This is a genomic window from Dolichospermum flos-aquae CCAP 1403/13F, from assembly GCF_012516395.1.
Classification (GTDB): domain Bacteria; phylum Cyanobacteriota; class Cyanobacteriia; order Cyanobacteriales; family Nostocaceae; genus Dolichospermum; species Dolichospermum lemmermannii.
This window is the reverse complement of the sequence record NZ_CP051207.1, coordinates 33,896-56,583: the sequence shown is the minus strand read 5'-3', so window position 1 is coordinate 56,583 and position 22,688 is coordinate 33,896. Positions and strand designations below refer to the sequence as shown.

The 22,688-nt window shown below is 39.3% G+C and carries 22 protein-coding genes and 1 pseudogene; 11 read left to right on the top strand and 12 right to left on the bottom strand.

All coding sequences use genetic code 11. From position 1 onward, the window contains the following. Window positions 1-274 precede the first annotated feature (274 nt). The 3 genes from HGD76_RS24680 (at window position 275) to HGD76_RS24670 (ending at window position 2,461) form a co-directional block, all read left to right on the top strand. Window positions 275-430, top strand: a complete 156-nt coding sequence (locus tag HGD76_RS24680) for a lmo0937 family membrane protein (protein WP_168697597.1) — start codon at window positions 275-277, stop codon at window positions 428-430. Between the two features lie 174 nt (window positions 431-604). Continuing rightward, a complete protein-coding gene (locus HGD76_RS24675; protein ID WP_168697596.1) occupies window positions 605-2,122 on the top strand; it encodes an FAD-dependent oxidoreductase in 1,518 nt (505 codons plus the stop codon). 135 nt (window positions 2,123-2,257) lie between these two features. Continuing rightward, entirely contained in the window at window positions 2,258-2,461 is a 204-nt protein-coding gene (locus HGD76_RS24670; RefSeq protein WP_168697595.1) for a hypothetical protein, read from the top strand. Between the two features lie 487 nt (window positions 2,462-2,948). On the opposite strand, the gene HGD76_RS24665 is transcribed toward HGD76_RS24670, so the two are convergent. Both HGD76_RS24665 and HGD76_RS24660 read right to left on the bottom strand, forming a co-directional pair. After that, complete coding sequence (locus tag HGD76_RS24665) at window positions 2,949-3,365, bottom strand: hypothetical protein (RefSeq protein WP_168697594.1); 417 nt, start codon at window positions 3,363-3,365, stop codon at window positions 2,949-2,951. Then, window positions 3,331-3,762 carry a hypothetical protein gene (locus HGD76_RS24660; RefSeq protein WP_168697593.1) on the bottom strand — a complete coding sequence of 144 codons (432 nt, stop codon included), beginning with the start codon at window positions 3,760-3,762 and terminating at the stop codon, window positions 3,331-3,333. Before HGD76_RS24660 ends, HGD76_RS24665 begins: the two co-directional genes overlap by 35 nt. Before the next feature lie 647 nt (window positions 3,763-4,409). On the opposite strand from HGD76_RS24660, the gene HGD76_RS24655 reads away from it, so the two are divergent. Further along, the gene (locus tag HGD76_RS24655; protein WP_168697563.1) at window positions 4,410-4,595 is read left to right on the top strand and encodes a hypothetical protein; all 186 of its coding nucleotides are present in this window, start codon (window positions 4,410-4,412) and stop codon (window positions 4,593-4,595) included. On the opposite strand, the gene recD2 is transcribed toward HGD76_RS24655, so the two are convergent. Together recD2 and HGD76_RS24645 are read right to left on the bottom strand one after the other, a co-directional pair. Then, window positions 4,589-6,910: an SF1B family DNA helicase RecD2 gene (gene recD2 / locus HGD76_RS24650; protein WP_168697592.1), complete on the bottom strand. Its 2,322-nt coding sequence runs from the start codon at window positions 6,908-6,910 to the stop codon at window positions 4,589-4,591. The genes HGD76_RS24655 and recD2 overlap by 7 nt on opposite strands. 44 nt (window positions 6,911-6,954) lie before the next feature. After that, window positions 6,955-7,092, bottom strand: coding sequence for a hypothetical protein (locus tag HGD76_RS24645; RefSeq protein WP_168697562.1), 138 nt, complete (start codon window positions 7,090-7,092; stop codon window positions 6,955-6,957). A gap of 61 nt (window positions 7,093-7,153) precedes the next feature. On the opposite strand from HGD76_RS24645, the gene HGD76_RS25725 reads away from it, so the two are divergent. The 3 genes from HGD76_RS25725 to HGD76_RS24635 all read left to right on the top strand — a co-directional run bounded on the left by HGD76_RS25725 (window position 7,154) and on the right by HGD76_RS24635 (window position 9,890). Beyond that, window positions 7,154-7,501, top strand: coding sequence for a helix-turn-helix domain-containing protein (locus HGD76_RS25725; RefSeq protein ID WP_233467289.1), 348 nt, complete (start codon window positions 7,154-7,156; stop codon window positions 7,499-7,501). After that, window positions 7,435-8,271, top strand: coding sequence for an RNA-guided endonuclease InsQ/TnpB family protein (locus HGD76_RS24640; protein WP_233467287.1), 837 nt, complete (start codon window positions 7,435-7,437; stop codon window positions 8,269-8,271). The genes HGD76_RS25725 and HGD76_RS24640 overlap by 67 nt, the downstream gene beginning before the upstream one ends. Before the next feature lie 644 nt (window positions 8,272-8,915). Next, on the top strand, window positions 8,916-9,890 hold the full coding sequence (locus tag HGD76_RS24635; protein ID WP_168697591.1) for a fatty acid desaturase family protein: 975 nt from the start codon (window positions 8,916-8,918) through the stop codon (window positions 9,888-9,890). 157 nt (window positions 9,891-10,047) lie between these two features. On the opposite strand, the gene HGD76_RS24630 is transcribed toward HGD76_RS24635, so the two are convergent. Together HGD76_RS24630 and HGD76_RS24625 are read right to left on the bottom strand one after the other, a co-directional pair. Next, complete coding sequence (locus HGD76_RS24630) at window positions 10,048-11,286, bottom strand: RNA-guided endonuclease InsQ/TnpB family protein (protein ID WP_168697590.1); 1,239 nt, start codon at window positions 11,284-11,286, stop codon at window positions 10,048-10,050. 324 nt (window positions 11,287-11,610) lie between these two features. Then, the gene (locus HGD76_RS24625; RefSeq protein ID WP_168697589.1) at window positions 11,611-12,261 is read right to left on the bottom strand and encodes a tyrosine-type recombinase/integrase; all 651 of its coding nucleotides are present in this window, start codon (window positions 12,259-12,261) and stop codon (window positions 11,611-11,613) included. A 230-nt stretch (window positions 12,262-12,491) separates the two neighbouring features. On the opposite strand from HGD76_RS24625, the gene HGD76_RS24620 reads away from it, so the two are divergent. Both HGD76_RS24620 and HGD76_RS24615 read left to right on the top strand, forming a co-directional pair. Continuing rightward, window positions 12,492-13,034: an NADPH-dependent FMN reductase gene (locus tag HGD76_RS24620; protein ID WP_168697588.1), complete on the top strand. Its 543-nt coding sequence runs from the start codon at window positions 12,492-12,494 to the stop codon at window positions 13,032-13,034. An 87-nt stretch (window positions 13,035-13,121) separates the two neighbouring features. After that, window positions 13,122-13,271: pseudogene (locus HGD76_RS24615) on the top strand (UPF0175 family protein); the annotation flags it as partial. 176 nt (window positions 13,272-13,447) lie between these two features. Here the strand turns inward: HGD76_RS24615 and HGD76_RS24610 are convergent. From HGD76_RS24610 to HGD76_RS24600, 3 genes are all read right to left on the bottom strand, one after another. Beyond that, entirely contained in the window at window positions 13,448-13,786 is a 339-nt protein-coding gene (locus HGD76_RS24610; protein ID WP_168697587.1) for a type II toxin-antitoxin system PemK/MazF family toxin, read from the bottom strand. Continuing rightward, a complete protein-coding gene (locus HGD76_RS24605; protein WP_096666814.1) occupies window positions 13,773-13,997 on the bottom strand; it encodes a ribbon-helix-helix domain-containing protein in 225 nt (74 codons plus the stop codon). Before HGD76_RS24605 ends, HGD76_RS24610 begins: the two co-directional genes overlap by 14 nt. Window positions 13,998-14,114: 117 nt before the next feature. Then, window positions 14,115-14,669, bottom strand: coding sequence for a hypothetical protein (locus tag HGD76_RS24600; protein ID WP_168697586.1), 555 nt, complete (start codon window positions 14,667-14,669; stop codon window positions 14,115-14,117). Window positions 14,670-14,816: 147 nt separating this feature from the next. On the opposite strand from HGD76_RS24600, the gene HGD76_RS24595 reads away from it, so the two are divergent. Together HGD76_RS24595 and HGD76_RS24590 are read left to right on the top strand one after the other, a co-directional pair. Further along, the gene (locus HGD76_RS24595) at window positions 14,817-15,437 is read left to right on the top strand and encodes a TenA family protein (RefSeq protein ID WP_168697585.1); all 621 of its coding nucleotides are present in this window, start codon (window positions 14,817-14,819) and stop codon (window positions 15,435-15,437) included. Window positions 15,438-15,531: 94 nt separating this feature from the next. Further along, entirely contained in the window at window positions 15,532-15,720 is a 189-nt protein-coding gene (locus tag HGD76_RS24590) for a hypothetical protein (protein WP_168642901.1), read from the top strand. Window positions 15,721-16,107: 387 nt separating this feature from the next. Here the strand turns inward: HGD76_RS24590 and HGD76_RS24585 are convergent, their stop codons facing one another. The 3 genes from HGD76_RS24585 to HGD76_RS24575 form a co-directional block, all read right to left on the bottom strand. Beyond that, window positions 16,108-21,483, bottom strand: a complete 5,376-nt coding sequence (locus HGD76_RS24585; protein ID WP_168697584.1) for a DEAD/DEAH box helicase family protein — start codon at window positions 21,481-21,483, stop codon at window positions 16,108-16,110. Window positions 21,484-21,827: 344 nt separating this feature from the next. Further along, the gene (locus tag HGD76_RS24580; protein WP_168642899.1) at window positions 21,828-22,280 is read right to left on the bottom strand and encodes a type II toxin-antitoxin system VapC family toxin; all 453 of its coding nucleotides are present in this window, start codon (window positions 22,278-22,280) and stop codon (window positions 21,828-21,830) included. A gap of 46 nt (window positions 22,281-22,326) precedes the next feature. Then, on the bottom strand, window positions 22,327-22,551 hold the full coding sequence (locus HGD76_RS24575; protein ID WP_168697583.1) for a hypothetical protein: 225 nt from the start codon (window positions 22,549-22,551) through the stop codon (window positions 22,327-22,329). Window positions 22,552-22,688 lie beyond the last annotated feature (137 nt).

The following is a 22,688-nucleotide window of genomic DNA, read 5'->3' as shown; positions in this document are numbered from 1 at the left end:
AGGTTTTCAGTCTATCTTACCCTGGCAACAGTTTTGCTATACACAAAGTGCTGTAATTAACTTATGTATGTCTAATTATAGATGATATTCAACTGTTTTAATTCTAGCATCAAAGGTGATCTGAAAAATCAAGCTTCTTTTTCAAGATAGCTCTATGAAGTAGTTATTTATCATCAATTTATTGATAAAAATCGAAATATCTACTTTTGTGGGAATAACTATCTTTTAGTCTGACTGAATTTTGATCACTTTTATCTGCATAGGAACGGAAAATATGTTAAATCTCATCTGGACTGCTGTTGTTGTACTTTTTGTTTTGTGGTTGTTAGGATTCTCAATTCACATTGGCGGTAGCTTAATTCACTTGCTTTTAGTTTTGGCACTCATTGGCATTGTCTACAATTTATTGATAGGACGAAGGATGGTTTAATTGTTGTTGTGGTTTGGCTGGTGAGGAAAAAACTTTGACTCATCAATAAGCTGCGGTGGTATCGGCTCAAATTCATGATCTGTAAATCCTCGTGATAGATAAATATCACGACGGCTGGGAAAATTCTTTCTGAGCAGAGTTGGATAACTTACTTAAATAAGTACAGAAAAAACCATGACTTCTTTAACTGGGAAACCAATTTCATTTTGGATTGACTCAACTGCTGAAACAACCTATCCACCCCTAGAAAATAACATTTCGGTAGATGTGGCCATTATTGGTGCGGGCATTGTGGGACTGACCGCAGCGACATTGCTAAAACGAGCAGGGAAGACAGTCGCGGTGATTGAGTCTAGGCAAATTGTTACAGGTGTGAGTGGTCATACAACTGCGAAAATTACATCATTACACCAATTAATTTACGCTGATTTAATCAAACAAATCGGCGAGCAGAAAGCGCGACTTTATGCAGAATCAAATCAAGCTGCAATTGAGTTCGTGGCTTCACTTGTTGCCAAAGAGCAAATTGATTGTGATTTTAGCCGGCAAAGTGCCTACACATTTACAGAATCAGAGGATGATTTAGAGCAAATTCAAGATGAAGTAGCAGCCGCTTTGAAACTAGGACTGCCGGCGACTTTTGTGCAAGAAACATCATTGCCTTTTGCAATTGCTGGAGCAATTAAATTTGAAAATCAAGCTCAATTTCATATCCGCAAATATCTATTACATCTAGCCAAAAATATTTCTGGTAACGGTAGTTATTTATTTGAAAATACGCGAGTTCAAAAAGTAGAAGAAGGCAATCCCTGTCAAGTTGAGACTGATCAGGGAGTGATCACCGCTCAAGATGTGATTGTTGCCACTAATCTCCCGATTCTAGATCAAGGACTGTTTTTTGCGAAAACCTATCCTTCCCGTTCCTACATCGTTGCTGCTAAGATTGACCCTGCCAAAGCCCCACAAGGAATGTATATTGGCAGTAAGAAGCATTCCTCCTATTCCATTCGCACAACGCCCGATAATGGTGAGCTACTGCTGCTAGTTGGTGGTGAAGGGCATAAGGTGGGAACAGTTACCAATACAGAAGAATGCTACCAAAAATTGGAAAATTATGCCCGCGATCGCTTTAACGTTGATACTTTTGCCTATCGGTGGTCAAATCAGGATATGGTGTCGTTTGATAAGCTGCCCTACATCGGCAACCTGACTCCTTTTAACCATCATATTTATGTCGCCACCGGATTTAGTCTCTGGGGAATGTCGAAAGGAACAATGGCGGGAATGTTGCTTTCAGATTTGATTCTCGGACAAGATAATCCTTATGCTCAATTGTATGATGCGACTCGTGCAACTCCGTTTTTGACACAGCAATCAGTTAAACAAGGCATTGATGTAGCAAGTCGCTGGATTGGCGATCGCTTCAAAGGTCTTCAGTCTTCTTCTTTTTCCGAACTTACTCATGGTGAAGCCAAGCTATTGACCATTGATAATGAGAAAGTTGCCGCTTACCGAGATGAACAAGGAACTGTTCATGCTGTTTCTGCCGTGTGTACTCATCTGGCTTGTATTGTCAGTTGGAACAATGCTGAAAAAAGTTGGGATTGTGCTTGTCACGGTTCTCGGTTTAGCTGCGACGGTAAAGTGATTCAGGGTCCGGCTGTAAAGGACTTGCATAAAATCGTTGAATAACCTAATCTCATTTTAGGACGTTTACAGCAGAAACTCATGGAAAATACGTTATTTAATCAAGTTTTTCGCGACAGTGAAGGCGAAATTGTTTGGGAGCATCCCAATTAGTCCCTCATTTTAATCTTTACCTACCAAATGAATCATGAAGAAGATAATTCCCTTTGGGGACAAAAGGGAGCTACTTTGAGCGATAAAACAGCCCAAAAAGAATTTAACCTGAAGCAAACAGAAATTATTGCGGCTATCAAATCAGGAAAATTGCAATATCGGCACAACACTTTATATGGAAATCCGTGCTTCAAACTCTTAAGGAATGAGGTAGAAGATTTTGTCATTTAAAAATATGGGTCGGATTATCTCACAACTCAAAAGCACAAAGCTGAATTATCGAAAATCAATACAGAAATCCGTAGTTTGAAACGGAAAATCTCTGAATTAGAAAAAAGAAAAGAAGAACTTTTAACCACGCTTTCAGAATCAGAAACACAGTCTACTTAAGTACAGCTAAGGTAAAAGAATTGATTGGTGTTATCTCAACGGTAGGTAAAGATGAATTGACCTTTGTATGGGGTAGCTTTACTTTCACCAAAACAGGTAAGTTGGGGAATCAGATCGGGTGGGTGGTTAATAAGACTAAGACTTTAGGTTAGGGTTAAAATCTAATTTAATTAAGTAGGTGGACGTGAAATAACCAAAATGTGTAACGATATGTAAATTTGCCTCAATGCGTTATTGTAGTTGAGTTTTAGCCATTTCACAAAACGAAATATATTTTGATTTTCCTCCGCCCACCTACTTAGCAGAACTAACTAAGAAAACGCTTGTATTATTCCCTAAGCATTTTCTTAATTATTTCTAAACTATCAATATAATCTTTAATATTACATTCTTTATAATATTCCCTAGAAGTCATATTTATGCACTCGAATTCTCCGTCTTCTAAATACCTAGCTACCATACTCTCATCAAATAAAAACTTATAATTTTCATATAATTCATCTTCGTTGCCCTTATGTTTAGAGACTTTTTTAACGTAACGTTTTCTAAGAGTATGTGGTGAAGTTGTTTTATTTGTGTCTTGTAACTGGGACATTTCACCTCTTTTATGAGCATAATTATTAACCCAGTGCAGGGCAGCATAAAAATACATAATAATAGCCCATTCAGGTGATTCTGTATGGGCTTTTCTTGCATTTTCTTCATTAAGTTTAGCTTGCTGCTCGTAGATGCTCTGCTTGGACATTTGTTAAAACAACTTTTTGGTTCTTATTAGTATTTTCAAACTTTTTGACTACTCTAACTCCAAGATCCCAATCTTCAACATTGAAGATACTATCAAGTTTTCTTTCAGTTTTTATTGCCAAAGAAATTGCTGTTTTAACAAGCTTTGTTCTTGAGTCAGAATCTACATGAGATAATATTTGAAATACTATTTCATGTGAACTGTTATCCTTATTTCGTAATACTCTAACCCCATCAACATTGGGCAATTCTTCCAACTGCTTTACTAATTTTTTGATTTCTGTTAATTCAGGTTCATGGCGTATTTTTTCGAGAATAAACCCAAAGAAATTCTTCAAAGCATTAGATACAGTGAAGTGAGTATTGCTTTTTAAATTTTTTAGGTCTAAAATAACCATTTTTGCCTCTTGAGAGTTCAGAAGCCATAAAATTTCATAGATAAGTTAATTTTATCTACTTAGTGGCTTTTGAGTGGGTTTAAGTCGGTTTGAGGATTTTTACTAGTTTTTAGACTAGTTCTTTAAACTAGTTTTTGTCTAACTAGTTAATTAACTATATCACCCATTCAAAAAAAAGTTGGTGATTTACCACTTTTAAACCGTTGTTAAAGGGACGCTTATATTTATACTTAATCATATTTAGTTTCTAATCGTATAACTTTACCTGTAGATCAAGTCGTTAAATTGATGTTTAACGACTGCAAATATTTGCAACCGAACTGTGCATCTGCGCTATTCTGGTATGGATGTAAATCTAGCCAGTTGTGTTTGAAGCGGTGAAAGAGTGTTGATAATTAGCTTTTAGGGGGGGTATGCTACAGCACTCTATTGGCAACTGGCGAGGGAGTGGGAAAATTATTGTTGAAGTTCTGTTTTATCCCGTTATCCCTGTTGATATTTTTATTAAACCGTTAATAGTAAAAACTTGGTTGCCAAATTGCCGATTTTTGAACAGCTTACTGATAAAAAAACTAAAAACCAATAACAGAAACCTGGATTTCGTTTACAGGAATGCCCGGTAAGCTAAATCTTGTTGAAATAAAAAAATGAAACGGACTAAGAGTAGTGCTGCAGAAAATATCCGCAACAGAATTGAGGAATGTGAAGAAGGGTATTGGATGTACGCTGACTTCTCCGACTATCCTGTTACTGCCGTCAGCAAAACGCTTTCTCGTTTGGAAAAAGATGGAACTTTAATGCGAGTAAGTAAAGTGACCGCTAGTAATTACTGATTCATCACTAAATCAATCGCCGAGTCAATTAACTCAACCGCCCCTATCTCATAGTGATAAGTCTTAAACCGAAACTTACCCACCTGTTCAGGTTGTTTCGACGGGCGATGTCCATATTTCTCCTCATACAGTTGTAGTGCGATAGTGCCGATAGTCGTCATCTGTCCTGGGGTAGCATTAATGGAGCGATCGCGCAATCTAGACGCAACTGTTACCATAGATGGTGTTTTACTGGCAACACCCTTGGCTTTGCCTAAACTCTCCCATATTTTGACCAGTTCATCAATGGGTGAGATGAGTAAAGTCATTAGCCCAGTAAACCGTTTTGCTGGTTTATCTGTCACCACAGCTATCTTTAATGCTTCCTTTTGTCCCACCGCGATAAATGTCCCTTGAGCGCGAGTCATGGTGGTGTAAAGCAGTTGCCGGGTTAACATTCGGTAGTTAGACATTAATAATGGGAAAATCACATAGGGAAATTCACTACCCTGGCTCTTATGGCAGGTTATACAAAACGAATGCATAATTTGCTCAAAGTAACCAGGATAATAGTCAATCATCGCCCCTCCCTCAAATAAAATCTTCACCATTGATTTTTGGGCATCTACAGCAATCACCTGACCAGTCTCACCGTTCATCACTGGGGGGTCGGTATCATAACGATTTTTTAGTTGTATCACCCGGTCCCCCATGCGGTAGACGACTGACCCAGAAACGACTTCTGGCTGGTTATCTTTTGGGGGATTGAAAATTGGTTGCAGCAACTGATTAAGATTGTGAACTCCTGCTGCCCCTTCCTTTTGGGGTGCTAACACCATCACTTGTTGATTTAAATCTACATTTTCACGGTTTATGGCAGTGACTAACTCGACAATCATGTCAGCCGTCGCTTGTGGTGAAGGAGTTTCTAACATGGCGCAGTCCCCTACATCCATCCACGACGAAGCCTGATTAAAATTGTGCAGGGTCGGAACTGTGCCAAAATTTACGTCGCTGGCTGCATAGATAATCGGGCTTTCGTGTCGCTGTCGATAAATAGTTTGCAATCTCGTTGTCGGTACTAATTCGGAATGCAGCAAGTCTCGCAGCACCATTCCCGCCCCAACGCTGGGTAATTGGTCAGAGTCTCCTACTAGCAGAATTTGCGTGGTTGGTGGTAAAGCTTTGAGTAAAGAATTGAACAGAAATATGTCCACCATTGAAAATTCATCAACAATTAGCCAATCAATAGCCAGAAGATTATCTTCGTTATAGAGAAAAGCTTGTCCACGTCCCTGCCATTGCAGGAGACGGTGAATGGTAGTTGCTTCCATGCCTGTGGCATATTTCATCCGGTTGGCAGCTTTCCCCGTGGGGGCTGCCAGAGCTATATTTGCCCCAATGGATGTCAACCATTCCACTAAGCTTTTTAACACATAGGTTTTACCGCGTCCGGGTCCGCCGGTAATGATACTAATCGGATGTTTAACTGCCATGAACAAGGCGCTGACCTGTTCTTTACTCAATCGTTCGATTTGGCGATAGCCAACTGCTTCAAATTCGGCTAACCAGTGTTCTAGATGTTCTGTTGAGTGAGTTGGTTGGTTAATTAAAGTTTGAATTTTTAATGCTACAGAAAGTTCAGCGCGGTAGGCGGCTCTTTGATAAACACTATTGGCAATCTCGCCATAAAATAAAGTTTGGTTCTCAATTAACTGAGCCAAAATGGCAGTCAAAGATTGATAGTCGGGTGTGTGATCTGGACGCTTGAGCGCATTCACAGCCCGCACCAGCAATTGGGATTCAGGCAGAAAACAATTGCCCTCACTCAAGGCTTCTTTCAAGACATGAAGCAGACCTTTTTGGTAACGAGTGGCGCTGTCAACTTCAAGTCCGAGGGACAGTGCTATTTCATCAGCAGTTTTAAAGCCGATGCCCTCAATGTCATCAATTAATTTGTACGGGTCGTTGGCGAGGACTGATGAGGTTCTGTATCCGTAATACTCACAAATCTTTAAGGTTAACCGCAATGATGTTCCCACTGCCAAAAGTTTGGCAACAGCAGCTCTGGTCGGATTGGCTTTACTCTCTGACCAAGCTGTAGTAATTGCAACGGTTCGATATTTACCAAGTCCAGGGACTTCCTCAATTCTTTCTGGATAGGCATCTAACACCGATAAGGTGTCACAGCCAAAGTGGTTGACAAGAGTTGCGGCTGTTTTCTTGCCGATGCCATGAAACAGTCCACTCTCTAAATACTGCTGGATTTCGACCAGATTTAATTCTGGAAGTGGATCTACTTTAGGGGTAGAAACAGCTTGATAATTTCTATCCATAACTATCCATATATTACTGTTTGTCCAAGTCTTCAATAAGTTGATCAACAAAATCCCTCAACCGTTGCTGCTGTGTCAGGGACGGTTTTAATTTTTTCCCTGACTCCAGGTAAAACCTTAAATTGCAAGGGTGATTTATCGTAGGCTACTTTATTTTGTGGTTTAAATTTAATCCGAGGCATTGCCAAATCCTAATATGTCTGATATACTAGATATGATAACACAACATTGAAGGTCGAATCAATGCTTTTATCATTCAAAACTGCACTAGTTCCAAATAACCGACAGATTACAGCTTTTCGCAAGGCTTCTGGAGTCGCTAGACACGCTTACAACTGGGCAAATGCTCAAATCATAGATATTTTAGCTACTCGCAAAGAAGGCGAAAAACTTAAATTACCATCAGCGATTGACTTGCATAAAAAGTTAGTCGCCGAGGTTAAATCTGAACACGCTTGGTATTACGAAGTTAACAAAAATGTCCCACAAAAGGCGTTAACTGACTTACGCCAAGCATGGGATAGGTGTTTTTCAAAACATCGAAACAACCCCGATTCAAGAAAAAAGGACAGCACGATTCTTTTTATTTAGAGTCAGGGACTAAGGCGAAACCGTTAATTAAAAACGATGGTAAAAGAATTAAATTACCGTCAATCGGTTGGGTACGATTAGCCGAACCTCTACCAATTACCGCAACTCATAACTGTGTAATTTCCCGACAAGCTGATAGATGGTTTATTTCTGTGAAGTACGAGATTGAAAAACCTCCCATACTTGCAGATAGACCGACCATCGGCGTTGACGTAGGAATAAAGGAGTTAGCAGTTTGCAGTAATGGTGAAATATTCAAAAACCCCAAAGCCTACCGCCGGATGAGTAAACGCATGAAACGTTTACAGCGTAGCGTTACCCAGAAGGTCAAGGGGTCTAATAATCGTAAAAAAGCTGTGAGAAAATTGGCTAAATTACACGCCAAAGTTTCTAATATTCGCAAGGATTCCATACACAAATTAACCTACTATCTAGCTAAAAATCACAGCATTGTAAGGATAGAAGATTTGCACGTTAAGGCATTTTTGAAAAACCATAAATTAGCGGGTGCTATCGCTGACTGTGGTATGTATAAATTTAAACGGCAGTTAGAGTATAAAACTGAGAAATTCGGGAGTGAACTAATCCTTGTGGATCGGTTTTTCCCCAGTTCTCAAATATGCTCTAACTGCGGTAATCATCGTCATAAAATGCCCTTAAAAAACCGCGTTTATATTTGTCCTGATTGCGGACATACAGAGGATCGTGACCTCAACGCCGCTAAAAACATTGACCGATGGTTTGCGGATATTTTTATCCCTGTAGCGTAGCGCTTCCTTTTAGGAACTACGGTCAGAAACGGTAAGTTCTACCGAGATAGCCTGTGGAGCGGACAAATCTCTTAGAAGTCATTCTAAGACCGTGATTAAACAGGAAATAAGCACTAAGGTTATCGCTGTCCAGATGTGTCTAGACTTTGGTAATTTTGGGTAAGTTTTATAGAACGGAACGAAATCATAGGTTAAATAGCTGTTGAAATCGTCGTCAGGATTTAATACTGTTCGGGTAACGAAATCAAAAAGGCTGAAATCATTGAAATATCGTTATATCTAATGCTCAAAAAGGGCTTAACCAAAAAGTAACGAAATCCAGAAGGCTGAACCCGTTGAAATATCGTTATCTGTAACAATACCTTCGCCAATTTGCAAAATATAGGGCTGAAAGCCAATAAAATCGTTACGAGATCAATAGGGTTTCAGGATTTTGGCACAGGTATTGCTGTAATGCCCACAAAAGGCTTAACCGAGTAGTATTGGGAGATACTTGAATTCTCAGCCACGGGAAATAGAGATTTAACGGGGTATGAATTGTATATTAATGGGGAATTTTAGATTGGACAATCAAAAATATTATTGGTTGTTGCATCAACAGTTATCTTAATTGTAATGGGCAGGTAAACAAACTCACTATAAACATGACGTTGACTAATATCTCCCAAGATTTACAAGAAGCTACAACCGACTTACACCAAATAAATCCAAGCATAGGGCTACTACGCTTTGGTGTACTGGGATTGATATTCCTCAGCTTAGTGATATTGGCTTGGTCAGTGCCAATGGGTAGCATCTATTTAGTTGCAACTATGCTGGCAGGTGTTGTTTATTCGTTTTTGCTGATTTGTACCCATGATATGACCCATCAGACATTGACAGGATGGAAATGGTTTGATATTGTTATGCCTCGGTTAATCAGCTGGCCAATACTCTCACCTTATGGTGTCTATGGAGAACTGCACCGTTTGCATCATGCCTGGAATGGAACTAACTTAAGAGACCCAGAAAGAATGCAGTGGACTAAGCAAGAATATGAGCAGGCAAGTCCGCTGTTGCAGTGGTATGTGCGACATCAGTGGGGCTGCGATATTTTTCTGTTGGGAGGAATTGGGCTAATTGTGAAAACCTTGCTCAAGGGGCTGCAATTCCAGAAGTTAGTATCTAATATGCGCCGTCAATTACTGTTGGATGTTGTCGGAATCTTGTTGGTACAAGGTGTGTTCTTAACCCTGGTAATTTCTCACTTCCAACTGTGGCGTTATTTACTATTTTGGTTCATTTTGGAACGGATAATTGGCATCATCTTACAAACACGAGACCACTTAGAGCATTACGCATTGTGGGGCAGGTTTAAAAACCACCAACTCACCCAGATGTATGCTAGTCGCAATCTCCAGACAAGTTCCTTAGTCGGTTGGTTGATGGGAGGTCTCAACTACCATGCTGTTCATCATGCTTTTCCGGACATTCCCTTTAACCAATTACCAGAAGCATTTGAGCGCATTCAAAAGGTGCTACAGAAACACGGTTTTCCGGCTATGCAACTAGACGCTGGTTACTTAAAGTCAACTTACTGGTTAAGTAGTCATCCCTCGTTAATTGACGAAGTTGGCTAGTGGTCTGTCAAGCTAAAAATTGTGAGTCTGAGGGAAAATAGAAAGCCTATTAACTATAAACCTCATCCACAAATAGAAAATTGACAGACCACTAGCATACTTTACTTCAAATTTAGGATCTGTAACTGTATAGTTCCAAAAAACATAGACCAATATCTCATGCCTTTAATTTGCCGGGAATAACCCCGACGGGGCGAACTACAACGCCCTCTATCCCTAGACTAAAAGCTGTCGGGACTACTTTGCGTAAAATATTCAAACTACCATTGACATCAGCATGAATCAATAAACCATTACCTGCTCTGTACAGCTTAGTCCTGATTCTGCGACCACTAAATTTCACTTCTTTCGAGTCAGCTTTGCCATAAGTAGGAATAGTATCTTGGTCTAAAAAAGAAGCTACACTGGTATAAGACTCCTCAGAAACCAATACATTTATACCCACTAATTTCGCTTTATAACTCAACTGCTGTACAAATCGAGTATGAGGAATACAAACAAAGTTTTGATTATTTCTGCTGCCCAAATTCGCATTCTGTTTCCACAAGGGATTTTGACCTATTACTAAAGTGCCAATCCCAGACTGTAGTAAATGGTCAATAATTAAGTGACTGGCTTTATGCAAATAATCATCTACTCGAAAATTCCGTTTTTTAGTTAAACTTTGTAGTCGTTTAGATGTCTTTTGATAACTTGGTAGTAAAGAACTGAGTTGAGCTTTTTTTTGATTGTAATAACGATTAATTGATTTGATAATCCGCCCGGAAACCAGAACTGGTACAAATCCCGGCTGGTTTGATGTTAAGGTTGCTAGATTATCTATTCCTAAATCAATCGCTGCTATAGCATTACTGTCTAAACCATAATCTGTTTCCTTTTTTTCATAGACAACTTCCACTACATAATGGTCAATTTTGGGAACAATTCTGACTTGATTGAGATTTACATAGTCTACTTTTGTGGGAATGTAAATCTGTGTTTGTGACAGATGAATCAACCTTGCTTTCATTTTGGGTTTACTCACTGCTTGGGCTGTGTAAACTAATAAATGTCTACCTTTTTCTTTGTGTTTATATTTGGGTAATTTCGGTCTACCTAAAAATTTAGATTTATCTTCTGCATAAGCTTTAATTGCTGCAAAAAAAGAAGACCAGTTGCGATGTAGTCCTAATAATACTTGTTGCGCTACTTTGGCTGGTAAGGCTTGGTATGGTTCTGTTGATTTTAATTGTTTTGCTAAACAATTGTAATCGAGGTATTTTTGAGCAAAGATAAAACTTTGGCGAATGTGAAAGTTAGCATAATTGTAGAGGTTTTTGGCAGCAAAACATAATTTATCAATCTCCTGATAATGGGGATGATTTTTTTGAATGATATGCCGCTCGACTACTTGCATACACTAACTGGTTTCTCTGAATATTCGCGCATATATACTAACATATCTTCCTGCTTATGATGCACAAAATTCTCGCTCATTTCCCTTTGCACAAGAAAACCTGTATAGGTGATTTTAGCTGACTTCTTTGTGATTAATGAATATAGATGACTATATTTGTCTATAAATTCGGCGAAGTTTTACAATACTTTGCCTTCTAGTAAGGATGAGGGAGATGTCCATTTAGCTCAACAGCATGAAAACCCTCTTGACAGTCAAAACTGTTGACGTGCCTACTATCGTCCATAGATCGTCAAATTCCTATTTCCCGATCTAGGAGTCGCTCTATCCGTCAGTTTTCACCCTGTCACTGGTGCTACTTATGTCTAGGGTGGTATGACTCTCTGCTGCTACTGGGGTGAGCATGGACAAGGAGGCGATCGCCCCCCGAACTTGTGACGTTTCTACCTCAAGGTAGTTTTGCAATTGCTCCAAATTACGATGACCGGAAATTTCTTGAATGACCCGCAGGGGGATACCAGCGTTGCTCATTAATGTTAGAGCAGTGCGGCGGAAGCTGTGGGTACTTGCGCCTTCGATATCAACTTGCTGACAACCTTCTCTAAAGATAATACTGGCCGAGTCCGAGTGCAGATGTCCCCGTCCCCAGCGTCCGGGAAACAAAAATCCCTCACTGGTAGTTGGGGGGTGATACTGTTCTAGGAAGTGCTTCAAGTCCTCTAGGACGGGAATGGTGCGGGTAGCTAGTTTCCCTTTGGTGTTACCTTTGCGGAGGATGAGTTCTGGCCGAATTCTGCCTTTTTTGTCGTAGACATCGGTAATTTTCAAGGTGACAGCTTCGTTGACACGGCAACCTGTGTAGAGCATGACAGCACAAAGGGTGCGATCACGAGCAGTGGTCAAACCTTCTGTAAATAATCGCTGGATTTCTGGTTGGGTAAGAACTTTGGCTTTGCCGTGGCGGTCAATTTTCACATTCGCTGTCTACCCCCGATGGTTGATCATCGTAGCACTTTTTATTCCCCTACTGCCTCACTGGATAATACAAGCCATCACTAACCTGAAATTTCCACCCTAGACTGACACTACTTACCGGGTATTTTTATGACTACTCCTCCAGGTGGTAGCTATCAATCGGTTCTTGTGAGTAGCATCACAGCAGGAATAGTATTAAGATTTTTTAAGAGTTTATAACTGAGGGAATCATGGTTAAGATTGTGGGGATTGCTGGGAGTTTAAGAACTGGTTCTTATACTCAGCTAGGTTTGCAAGTAGCAGCACAGCGAGTGGAAGCTTTGGGTGCAGAAGTAGAAATTTTAGATTTGCGGAAACTCAGATTACCGTTCTGTGATGGTTCTCAAGAGTATCCAGACTACCCAGATGTGCAGAAATTACGCGACACAGTTTTGTCAGCAGATGGGCTGATTTTGGCCACACCAGAATATCATGGTAGTGTGAGCGGTGTGTTAAAGAATGCCCTAGATTTAATGAGTTTCGAGCAACTATCTGGTAAAGTTGCTGGTTTGATTAGTATCTTGGGTGGGCAAGTAAACAGTAATGCTCTCAATGACCTGCGAATAATTCTCAGATGGGTTCACTGTCATGCGATTATTGAGCAGATTGCTATCGGTCAAGCTTATGCTGCTTTTAATTCCGAAGGTAAGCTATTGGATGAAAAACTCTCCCAAAGATTCGATCTCTTTGCTCAAAGTCTAGTAGAAACAACCCGCAAATTGAGAGGTTTGTAACATCCTGCGTGGACGCAAGAGCGGTAAGCGGTAGTCCTGGCTGAAGCGTAGCGTGGCGTAAGCCATAGTGTCCCCAATTCTCAAACCATGAAAACCATACCCATTCAATTACCAGAAACCGCATTTTCTGCACTGCGAAAAAATCCTGAAGAATTTGTGCAAGAAATGAAAATTGCAGCCGCCGTAAAATGGTACGAATTAGGTGATATATCGCAAAATAAAGCAGCAGAAATAGCCTGACTAACTCGTACAGAGTTTATTCATGCTTTATCTCGTTATCGAGAATTAATATTCAGAATGCTTATCAATTCAATTCTTGCTGATAGCTGAACGCCTATAGCGTGCCGTATGACTCCTACATCGTCACGCAAGCTATAGGCATTAACTAACTGCTGAATGCTTACTAATATCTGCTACTCCAAACCTAAATGTAGCTTGATAGCATCATTGACCAAATCAATCAACTCTTGACTTAAACACCCTACCATATCTCCTAAAACGCGCTGTTTAGAAATTGTCCGTATTTGTTGCGCTTGTACCTTAGAAGTTTTAGATAAACCCGAATCTTCTGGATTTAATAAAACCTCAAAAGGATAGACACGAATCATATTAGATGTAATCGGTAAAATCGTCACCGTAGTAGAGGCATTATTATTAGCATCATTACTAACAATGAGTACAGGACGGCGTTTATCCATTTCTGACCCCACTGCGGGACTGAGATTGGCAAAGTATATTTCACCACGTTTCATCTGTCAGCCCATCCCCTACGGTTAAATCCCATTCTGGGTTAAATTCCGCCGCAGCTTCCCGGTAAGCTTGTTCTAGCTCTTGATAACGCAGTAATTCTATGGCTAACTCAATTACTTGAGAACGAGATTTACAGCCTTTAGTCAATTTATAATTCTCAATAAACTGTACCAAAGAAGATGGTAAGGAAATGGAAAGTTTTTCAGCTTGCATAGTATTACCAAAAGGTAATTATATTTTTCCTACTTTATAGTAGCATAAATGGTGGGGGGTAATACACTTAACATCAAGCAACCAAGAAAACACACACATAGAATCTTTAATTATTTACTACTGCTTAACTGGATAATACAAGCCATCTTGAAATTTCCATCCTAAACTACTAGGATCTCGATTCCTGGACCAACTGATAAATTCTTTCTCACTCTTGGTTTCCCGTTCCGTAATTAAACTCTGCGGTGTTACCCCCAACCGTTGCGCTAAGTTCTCAGGAGCAAATTCTTTGATCTCTACTGCTTGTTGTTGATACTGGTAGGGATACCCTGACCGCCGGGGTCTAGAATTACCACCACCGTATTTGCCAGAAGCGATTGCTTTTTCAATTTTCTCTAACTGTTTAGCAAGCACTTCCAATTTAGTGGCCACCTGTTGATCTTGTTGGCAAAGGTGCGTTTCCAGTTCTAAGAGCTTCTCCTCTACTTGCTGTAATTCGTTAGTTGCTTCCAGTTTTACACTGCTATCGAACTGTGCTATCAAATCTTGTAATCCTTGCAGTAAAGCTGTTGTGTGACCATCGCGGTGGATTTTGGCTAGGTGACGTACTATAGGAATTAGTACAGTTGGCACGCGAATCATCTCGCTGGGTGGGGTCTTGTTGGTAGGCATGATATCTGTAGTTGATATCGAATATTGTATGGTAAATTTCCCCTAAGAAAATCTATCAGCACAATTTTTTTGCTGTTACGCTTGTGCAATTAGTTAAGCGAATATGATATTTGAAGTTAACAGAGGAATTGACAAGTGAGGAAACTGATGAATTTATCTAGTGAATTATGGGTGGAAAATCAAGATTTAGCCCAAGCTTGTCTGGAGCATCCTTTTGTCCAAGGGATTGGGAATGGTACACTCAAGCAAGAGAAATTTGCTGATTATGTAGGACAAGACGCTTTTTTCTTAGAAGCTTTTGCCCGTGCTTACAGTATTGCCGCAGCTAAAGCACCAGACTGGCAAGGATTCACTACCTTTCATAATTTAGCTGGTGGAGTGATGGAAGAACTCAAGCTGCATGAAGCTTATGCTACTCAGTGGGGTGTTAATTTGCGTGATCTAGAACCAGGATTTGCCACCCGACGCTACACTGACTTTTTGTTAGCTACTGCTTGGGGTGGAGACGTGGGTTTAACGGCTGCTGCAATGTCCCCCTGTATGCGTCTGTATGCTTTTTTGGGAAACAGTTTGGCGGTTAATGGTATTCCTAATCATCAGTATTCGGATTGGATTCGCACTTACAGCAGTGTCGAGTTTCAACCGTTGGCACAACAATTAGAAAGTTTAGTTGACAATTATGCTAGTAATTCGTCTGTAGTTCACTCAACATATCGTTATGCTATGTTCTGTGAACGCGAATTTTTTCAAGCAGCTTGGATTAATTGAGGAGTGGTTATTCCGATGGTGGAACGCTTACCTTTTGGCTGATTTTCTAACCTGACTGTGTTTTGATTAAGGTAGACAACCAAAACCATATATCATGTCCACTAAAGTTCATTTAGTTACTATTATTGAAAATGTTACCTTGTTGGTATTCTACACAAACTCGAATTGTTGGCAGTTCCGGTTAATTAGTGCTGGTGGTGAGGTGTTTGGAGAACGCAAGCTTTACTACAGTCCAGAAGCCGCCGAGAAAGCCGGACGGGAATGGATTGATCTGGGCTATTAAGCTGTTATAACAATTTTATATGATGCTCTACAGAATCTTTAAATCCATTAATTTATCCATCTTTATGTGCGGTTATTTTCTGGAAATCTAATTGTATACAATTTTATATTAAATTGATATTATACCAATTTAAATGGATTACAAAAGAAGGTAACAGGTAACAGGTAACAAATAAAAAACTTTAGTTCTGAGTTTAGAGCTTCGGTCAAAAAAAAGGATATTTTTACAAGATGCGTAGTACGAAAAAAAACAGTGTCATTATTTCAATCTCATATTTTTAAACATGAGTTTTTTCTGTTCCCTGCGATGCACTGAGCTTGTCGATAGCGAAGCGTGGCGTTAGCCATAGTGTTGCCCGTTCCCTGTTCCCTCTGAACAATTATCAATTCATAAACTCCCTAAAACCTCCAATTTCTCCCGCCAATTTTCATCATAGCGCAGGGTTAATATCTGATATCCAGCATTGTATCTCAGATTATCTCTCTCAATTTGGTCTTGCTTTTTCTGTTCAGGACTATCATGAACTGAACCATCACAGAAAATAGCAGTTTTTTCATCTTTATAAATAAAATCTGGTTTACAATTGGCTTCGGGAATTAATTCCTGGGCTGTATCAGGTAGTTTATAACCCCGTTGGTAAATCTCTTGTAAAACTTCTCGTTCAAAATCAGAGTTTGCATCTGTTTGTGTGAATAGTTCCTGATATTTTTCATCTCGAAATACACCGGATATTTCTACTGTACTTGCTTGCAGATCATCGAGTAAAGGTTTAATCAGATGACGATTAATCAAAGGATGGTCAAATTGATTTCTGTAGGAAAGTAAGCATTCATAGCAAGCTTGGACACAGCTATCTTTAGGTGTTTTAAAATGACAGATATCTAAGGCTGCATTGGCGATTTTTTGAAAAGCATTTGGTTGTTGGAGTAGTTGAGATAAAACTCCTGCACCACCTTCTGATGCTTCCCAAAATAAAAGATATTTTCCTTCTCCTAATCGTTCTGAGTCTAGTTCATCTGGTTCTAATTTATAAACTGCTTGAATTGCTGTTTCTAGGATGTATTGGAGTGTGGCAATAAAGGCTTCTTTATTGTCTTGGGGAACACTCAAGGGTTCAATGACGAGAATATTACAAGTGTCATCTACCATTAAATTAACTTCAGTATGTAAAGTTTCGGCAGGTAAGTTGGTTGGTGATAAATTTGTTTTTAAATCTCCCCAAAGTCCTGTTTTGATATCTAATTTAAAACCTCTTTCTTCGGTGTTTTTCTTCAGTCCCCGATTAATCCGCCATAAGGTGGCTGTACTACCATAGGTTAATTTGAATAGTGGTGTATGATCTGCTGCTAAAACTGTAGCAGATTCTTGTTTTTGGGCGGCATAGCGGAAATGGGTAGTGATGTTATAACCGTATTTAAGTCTTTCTTCTTCGTCGCAGGTGATCCTTTCTCTTCTGCGAGTGAGGGCGGTATCCATTGCGAGAACACGACTTAGTTCAGAAAGATTTTGATAGGCATCTGGTTTGAACTGTGTACCGCAGTTTTCACAAGTATCACGACTCAAATTATCTGTATGGAAATAACCGCAGTTAAAACAACATTTTACTCGTTGGTACTGGCTATCAATTCCGCCGACAGGAATTTTGGTTTTTGACACCATGAATTTACTACCTTCATAGTAAATAATATTACTGGGTGCAAATTCCCGTAAAGCGACAACACGAGGACGGGAGATAAATTCACCACCGTCATTAGTGGGAATATAAGCCCTCACAGGTAAGCGGGGGAAGTTAAACCCTGGTAAAAATCCTTCAGCAGCGAAGTAGCGGTAGGGATAAAATTCAAATTCGCTATTACTTTTACCTTGGTTGAGTCCGACTAATAAGCTTCTTTGTCTTAATGCTTCTCGTTCCTGGGCTTTGGCAATGTCATTTTCTTCTTGGCTGACATAGCCTCTAGCATGACGGTCTATGATGTTGCGGGCTTTCTCTAATTGGATCACGGCTTCACGGTATAGTTCCCGCCAGCGATCGCATTTTCTATCCAATTTGTTCAGTGCATTCTCTATGGTAAATTGTAGCCAATTCACAGAATACCAAGAGGCTTTTTGTAAATCAGCTTGGCAGAAAGTATCTGCAAGTATTGATTGAGTGGCTTGCAGACATGATGCTAACTTAGCCGGACTCAGTATCAATTGTTGACGAATGCTGTCTTTGAGGGGATAACCATCAACATCTAAATCGAGAATTTTGTTCATGGAGTCATCTAAGTAAACTCCCGTATGTGCCAGCCAGATAGAATATACGTGAGATTGGACTAAATCTTGGTTGGCTAATTCTAGTTTGGGTGGTGCAACCGCCCCAGCTACCATCTGTTCTTGACGTTTAAAGAAATATTGATCATGTCCACTACCAATGGCCGCATAGGTAATAACTAATGCTTCTTGTCCACTCCGTCCAGCCCGGCCACTGCGTTGGGCATAGTTAGCCGGACTGGGGGGAACGTTCCGCAAATGGACAACGCTGAGGTCAGAAATATCAATTCCTAATTCCATTGTCGGGGAACAGAACAAACTGGCTAATTCTCCCTTTCTAAACATCTCTTCTCTTTCTTGACGTTTTTTGGTTTTGACTTGTCCTGTATGTTCTCGCCCTTCCATTGTTTGAATTTTTTGGGCATTGCTTTGATAAAATTCTTGAAAGAAGCTGTTAACAGGTCTTTTTGCGTCTTCCTGACCCTGTAACCGCTTAGATGCCAGGGGGTCTGAGGGGATTTCGCTTAATTTGGTAGCTTTCCAAACTAGGGAATCAATTCTGAGTTGAATTCCGGGGTTATCCTGACATAGATAACCGGCATCTGACAAGACATTAATTAAGGTAACAATTAAATTACTGTACTCTGCTTCTGTTAACAGTTCACTTCTGAGTGACCAAGCTTTGGGAGAACGTAAAAATCTACCAATTTTACTTCTGCTGGTGAGTTTTACTTTCGCTTTTTTATTGGTATTACTGTCTGTGATTGCCCATTCTGCAAAATGTAACTGTTCATTTTCATCAAATACCCAAGGTTCTTTAATGGCTTGAAAAACATCTCTGAGGAGGGAGTCTTTTTGTTCAAATTGGATTAATTTGGCATCAACGGCTAATTCTCGCCGCAAATGATTTAATAACGCTTGGGTAGCAATAAACCTTTCTTCGGGGGTAGCTTGTAATAAGACTGGGTGACGGTGTTTTTGCCACAGGGCAGTTTCCGCGCAGATATCTTTTAAACCATCATATTCGATGATCAGCAGTCCGCATTGTTCTAAATTAGGTTGGACAATGCGCCACCCCCGGCGCAAATCTTCGTAAAGACGATATTCTATGAGTTTGCGAAATGCCTCTTCATTGCGCTGTTTTCCTCTACCAAACTCTGCTACTTCTTTGGCGTAAGCTGCTTGTTTTAGTCCCATTTGTTTGATAACTTCGCTGACTAACTCGCTGTGGGTGAGTTGTCCTTTGGTTTGTAATGCACCTAATAAAGCAGCCCGTAAAAAACTGGTTTGTACGAAGTCGTTAAAATGTCCCGCTTGTAATGAGGCATCCTGGCGGTTATCGGTGAAACTGAGAATTTTGGCGGCTTGGGCTTTTTCGCCTGTGAAAACTTGTTTGAGACGGCTGACAGTGGATAAACACAGCAGGGTTGTAGCGGTACTGCGTCCTTCACTACTCAAGCGGGAGAGTTTGGTAAATTCGTTTTTGTTACCGTCGTGGACAACTCCACAGTTGAGACAAACACGAAATGGTCTAGGGATAAACCAACAGGTTGTTCCCTGTAAAATTGAGGTTGTAATTTTCCCGTTGGGGAGAATTTGTAATTTTTGGGGAATGAATTTAGCAAAGTCTTTTTTAGGAACTCTTCCTTTCTTTTTAGTTTCTGTAAACCAGGAGTCAGGAAGTCTTTCTTCATCTTTATAAGAGTCCCAAAGTTCAGGTTCATCTAAGGTTAAATAACCTGCTTGAATATCAGCATATTCAGGACTCATATCTAATGCTGTGGGAAGTTGGGGAAGGACTATTTGTTTGTCGTTATTGTAGTTGGCTACATAATAATCTTGTCCGCATTCTCGACAAAAGACGAGAGGATAAAGTAAACGGTTTTCTGTGGTGGTATATTGTCCTTCTAAGGTGAGAAACCGTTTTTCTGGAGTTTCGATAGTGGCGTAAACACTACCACCTTGAGAAATAAATTGATGGAGTCGAAATGCTAATCCTTTGGTTGTGCTTCCCCAGAGGAACATTTGTTTAAGGACATTGAGATATTGTTCATAGTTTTGTTTTACTGCATTCTCATCTTCTGGTGTTAAAGTGCAACTACTAGCCAATATTTCTGCACCTGTTTCTAAACTTATGGGTGTACGTCGGACAAGATGACCTTGTTTATCTTCTAAACCAAAGGTCATTTCTATCCAGTAACTCAGAGGATGGTTTTGGAAGTTTTCTAATGTTTGTTCTATCTCTGGTGGTAAACCTTGTTCAATGCTTTCTCGCAGTTCTTTTATCGTCGGTTCAGTCAGTTTTATAGAACGTTCTAAAGTTTCATCTATGACGTTATGGGGTTTAATTTCGACACCAAATAATTTACTCGCAACATCTGCTACTACTTGACGGCGTTCTGTGCGTGTTCCTTCTGTGGACATGGTAGCACTTGTCCCAATACATAATAATTTTTGTCCACAACGTTGGCGGAGTTTTCTAATTAAAATGGCTACGTCTGCACCTTGTCTACCGCGATAGGTATGGAGTTCATCTAATACTAAAAATTTTAATTCTGGAGAAGCAACAAGTTTTTCTTCATGGGTGCGGGAAAGCATTAATTCCAGCATCACATAGTTAGTTAATAATATGTGGGGTGGGTTATTTTGAATTTCTGTTTTTGTGGTTAAACTTTCTTGTCCTGTGTATTTAGCAACGCGAATATGGGTGTTAGAAACGTTATTGAGAAATTTCTTGATTTCTTCTTCTTGGGAGTTAATCAGGGCGTTCATGGGATATACTAATATTGCCCTGACTCCTTGAATTTCTGGATGACGGAGTAAGTCGTTAAAAATGGGGACTACATAAGTCATACTTTTCCCAGAACCTGTACCGGTTGTTAATACATAAGGTTCTTGTTTTTCGGCGGTTTCAAATGCTTGTTGTTGGTGATAATGGAAGTGAAAGGGTTTGCCGTTTTTAGAGAAGTATTGAGTACATTCAGGATGTAAAATACCGCTATTTACTAATTCGGTAACTGTAGCACCAGGGCGATATTTGGGGTTAAGTTGGACGAGGGGATTTGTCCACAGTTGTCCTTTTTCAAGTTCTTGATTAACGAATTCTCTAACTTTAGTATCACGGATTTTTAAGAAGCTTTCTATATAGCGGCGATAGTCGCCAATAATTTCATTACGAAAGTTAAATATATCGAGAGAATCGGGAATTGATGATTGGTAATTGGTAATTACAGAAGATTTTGGGGTACGTCCTAAACGATGATCTATATATTCACAAAGTTGGATAGCAAAGGTTTCTGTGAGGGTGTTAGGATTAAAGATTTCTGTGAGTTCTTGATAATCCCATGTTGGGGGAATATGGGTGAAAATTAGGTTTAGTTGTTCGGGGGTGAGTTCAGCAACGTTTGTACAATCAACTAATGCTAATTTTTGTCCCATGAGGGAACTAATTGATAATATTGCTGTTTCTGGTTGTGGGATTAGTTCTTGTAGTTTGACTGGGATTTTCATTGTCTGAATCAGGATTTCCAGGATTTAAGGATTTAAGGATTTACAGGATGTTATTGATAAATTATTGGTGAATATTTAAGATTATAAAATACCGTTATTCTCATAGGCAACTAATAAAAGCAGATAATATAAAATTCTTTACATTTATTTTTTAAATTTCATGCCAAAATCTCTATTTTTTATAGACAATAAAACACTTACATCCTGTACATCCTTTAATCCTGGATATCCTGATATGGCTTGCGCCACGCTTCGCTATCAGACAAAATAGGTAATTGATAATTAGTAAATTACATCCTGTACATCCTTTAATCCTGGATATCCTGATTCTGACAATTCTTTATTTACTCATTTATATGCCAATTTTCTAAAGAAAAATCCCATGCTTGTTTAATTTTTTGAAAATCGCTATCACGAGAAACTACAATTAAATTATTTTCTATAGCAGTAGCAGCAATCCATAAATCATTTTCACCAATACCCAAATCAGTAATTTTTGTTTTCCGGCGTTTATTTCTTTCCTTTGGTGCAAATTTATCCATAATTTTTGCTTTCAGTTTTGCATAAATATGGCTGACGCTATCATTTATATCATAAATAGAAATATCTGCTATAAAATCTTCTATGATCCGCAAATTATCTGCTATTTTTTGAGAATTTTCGGCCATATATAGTAATTCTCCTTCAGTTACTACCGAAATAGCTAAATTAGATTCTCCAGCACTTTTCGCATGATCTATAATGAGAGAATCACCAAAAATTAAAGCACTACAATGGTTAGTATCAAGTAAATACATAAAACTCTATATTTAGATTATTTAATTAATTGAATTATTGATTTTACTAAAATTCCGCTACTCCACGGGAATCATAAACTGCTTGTAAACAATCTTTAAGATCATCACCCTGCCATTTACCAGCATGGCGTAAAATTGACTTACCTGAACCTAGACGTTGAGGAGGTTTTGCTTTTTTCATTTTCATGTTTTTTACCATCTTTAGCAATTCTGCTATTTCTGCTTCTGTCATGGTTTCAATTTCTGCAACGAGTTCTTCTTTAAATGTCATTTTTGTTTCTCCTATTTTTACTAAACTTAAAAATTGTCTGATAGCGAAGCGTGGCGCAAGCCATATCAGGATGTCCAGGATTTGAGGATTTTCAGGATGTTATTGATAATTTATTGGTGGATATTTCAGATTATAAA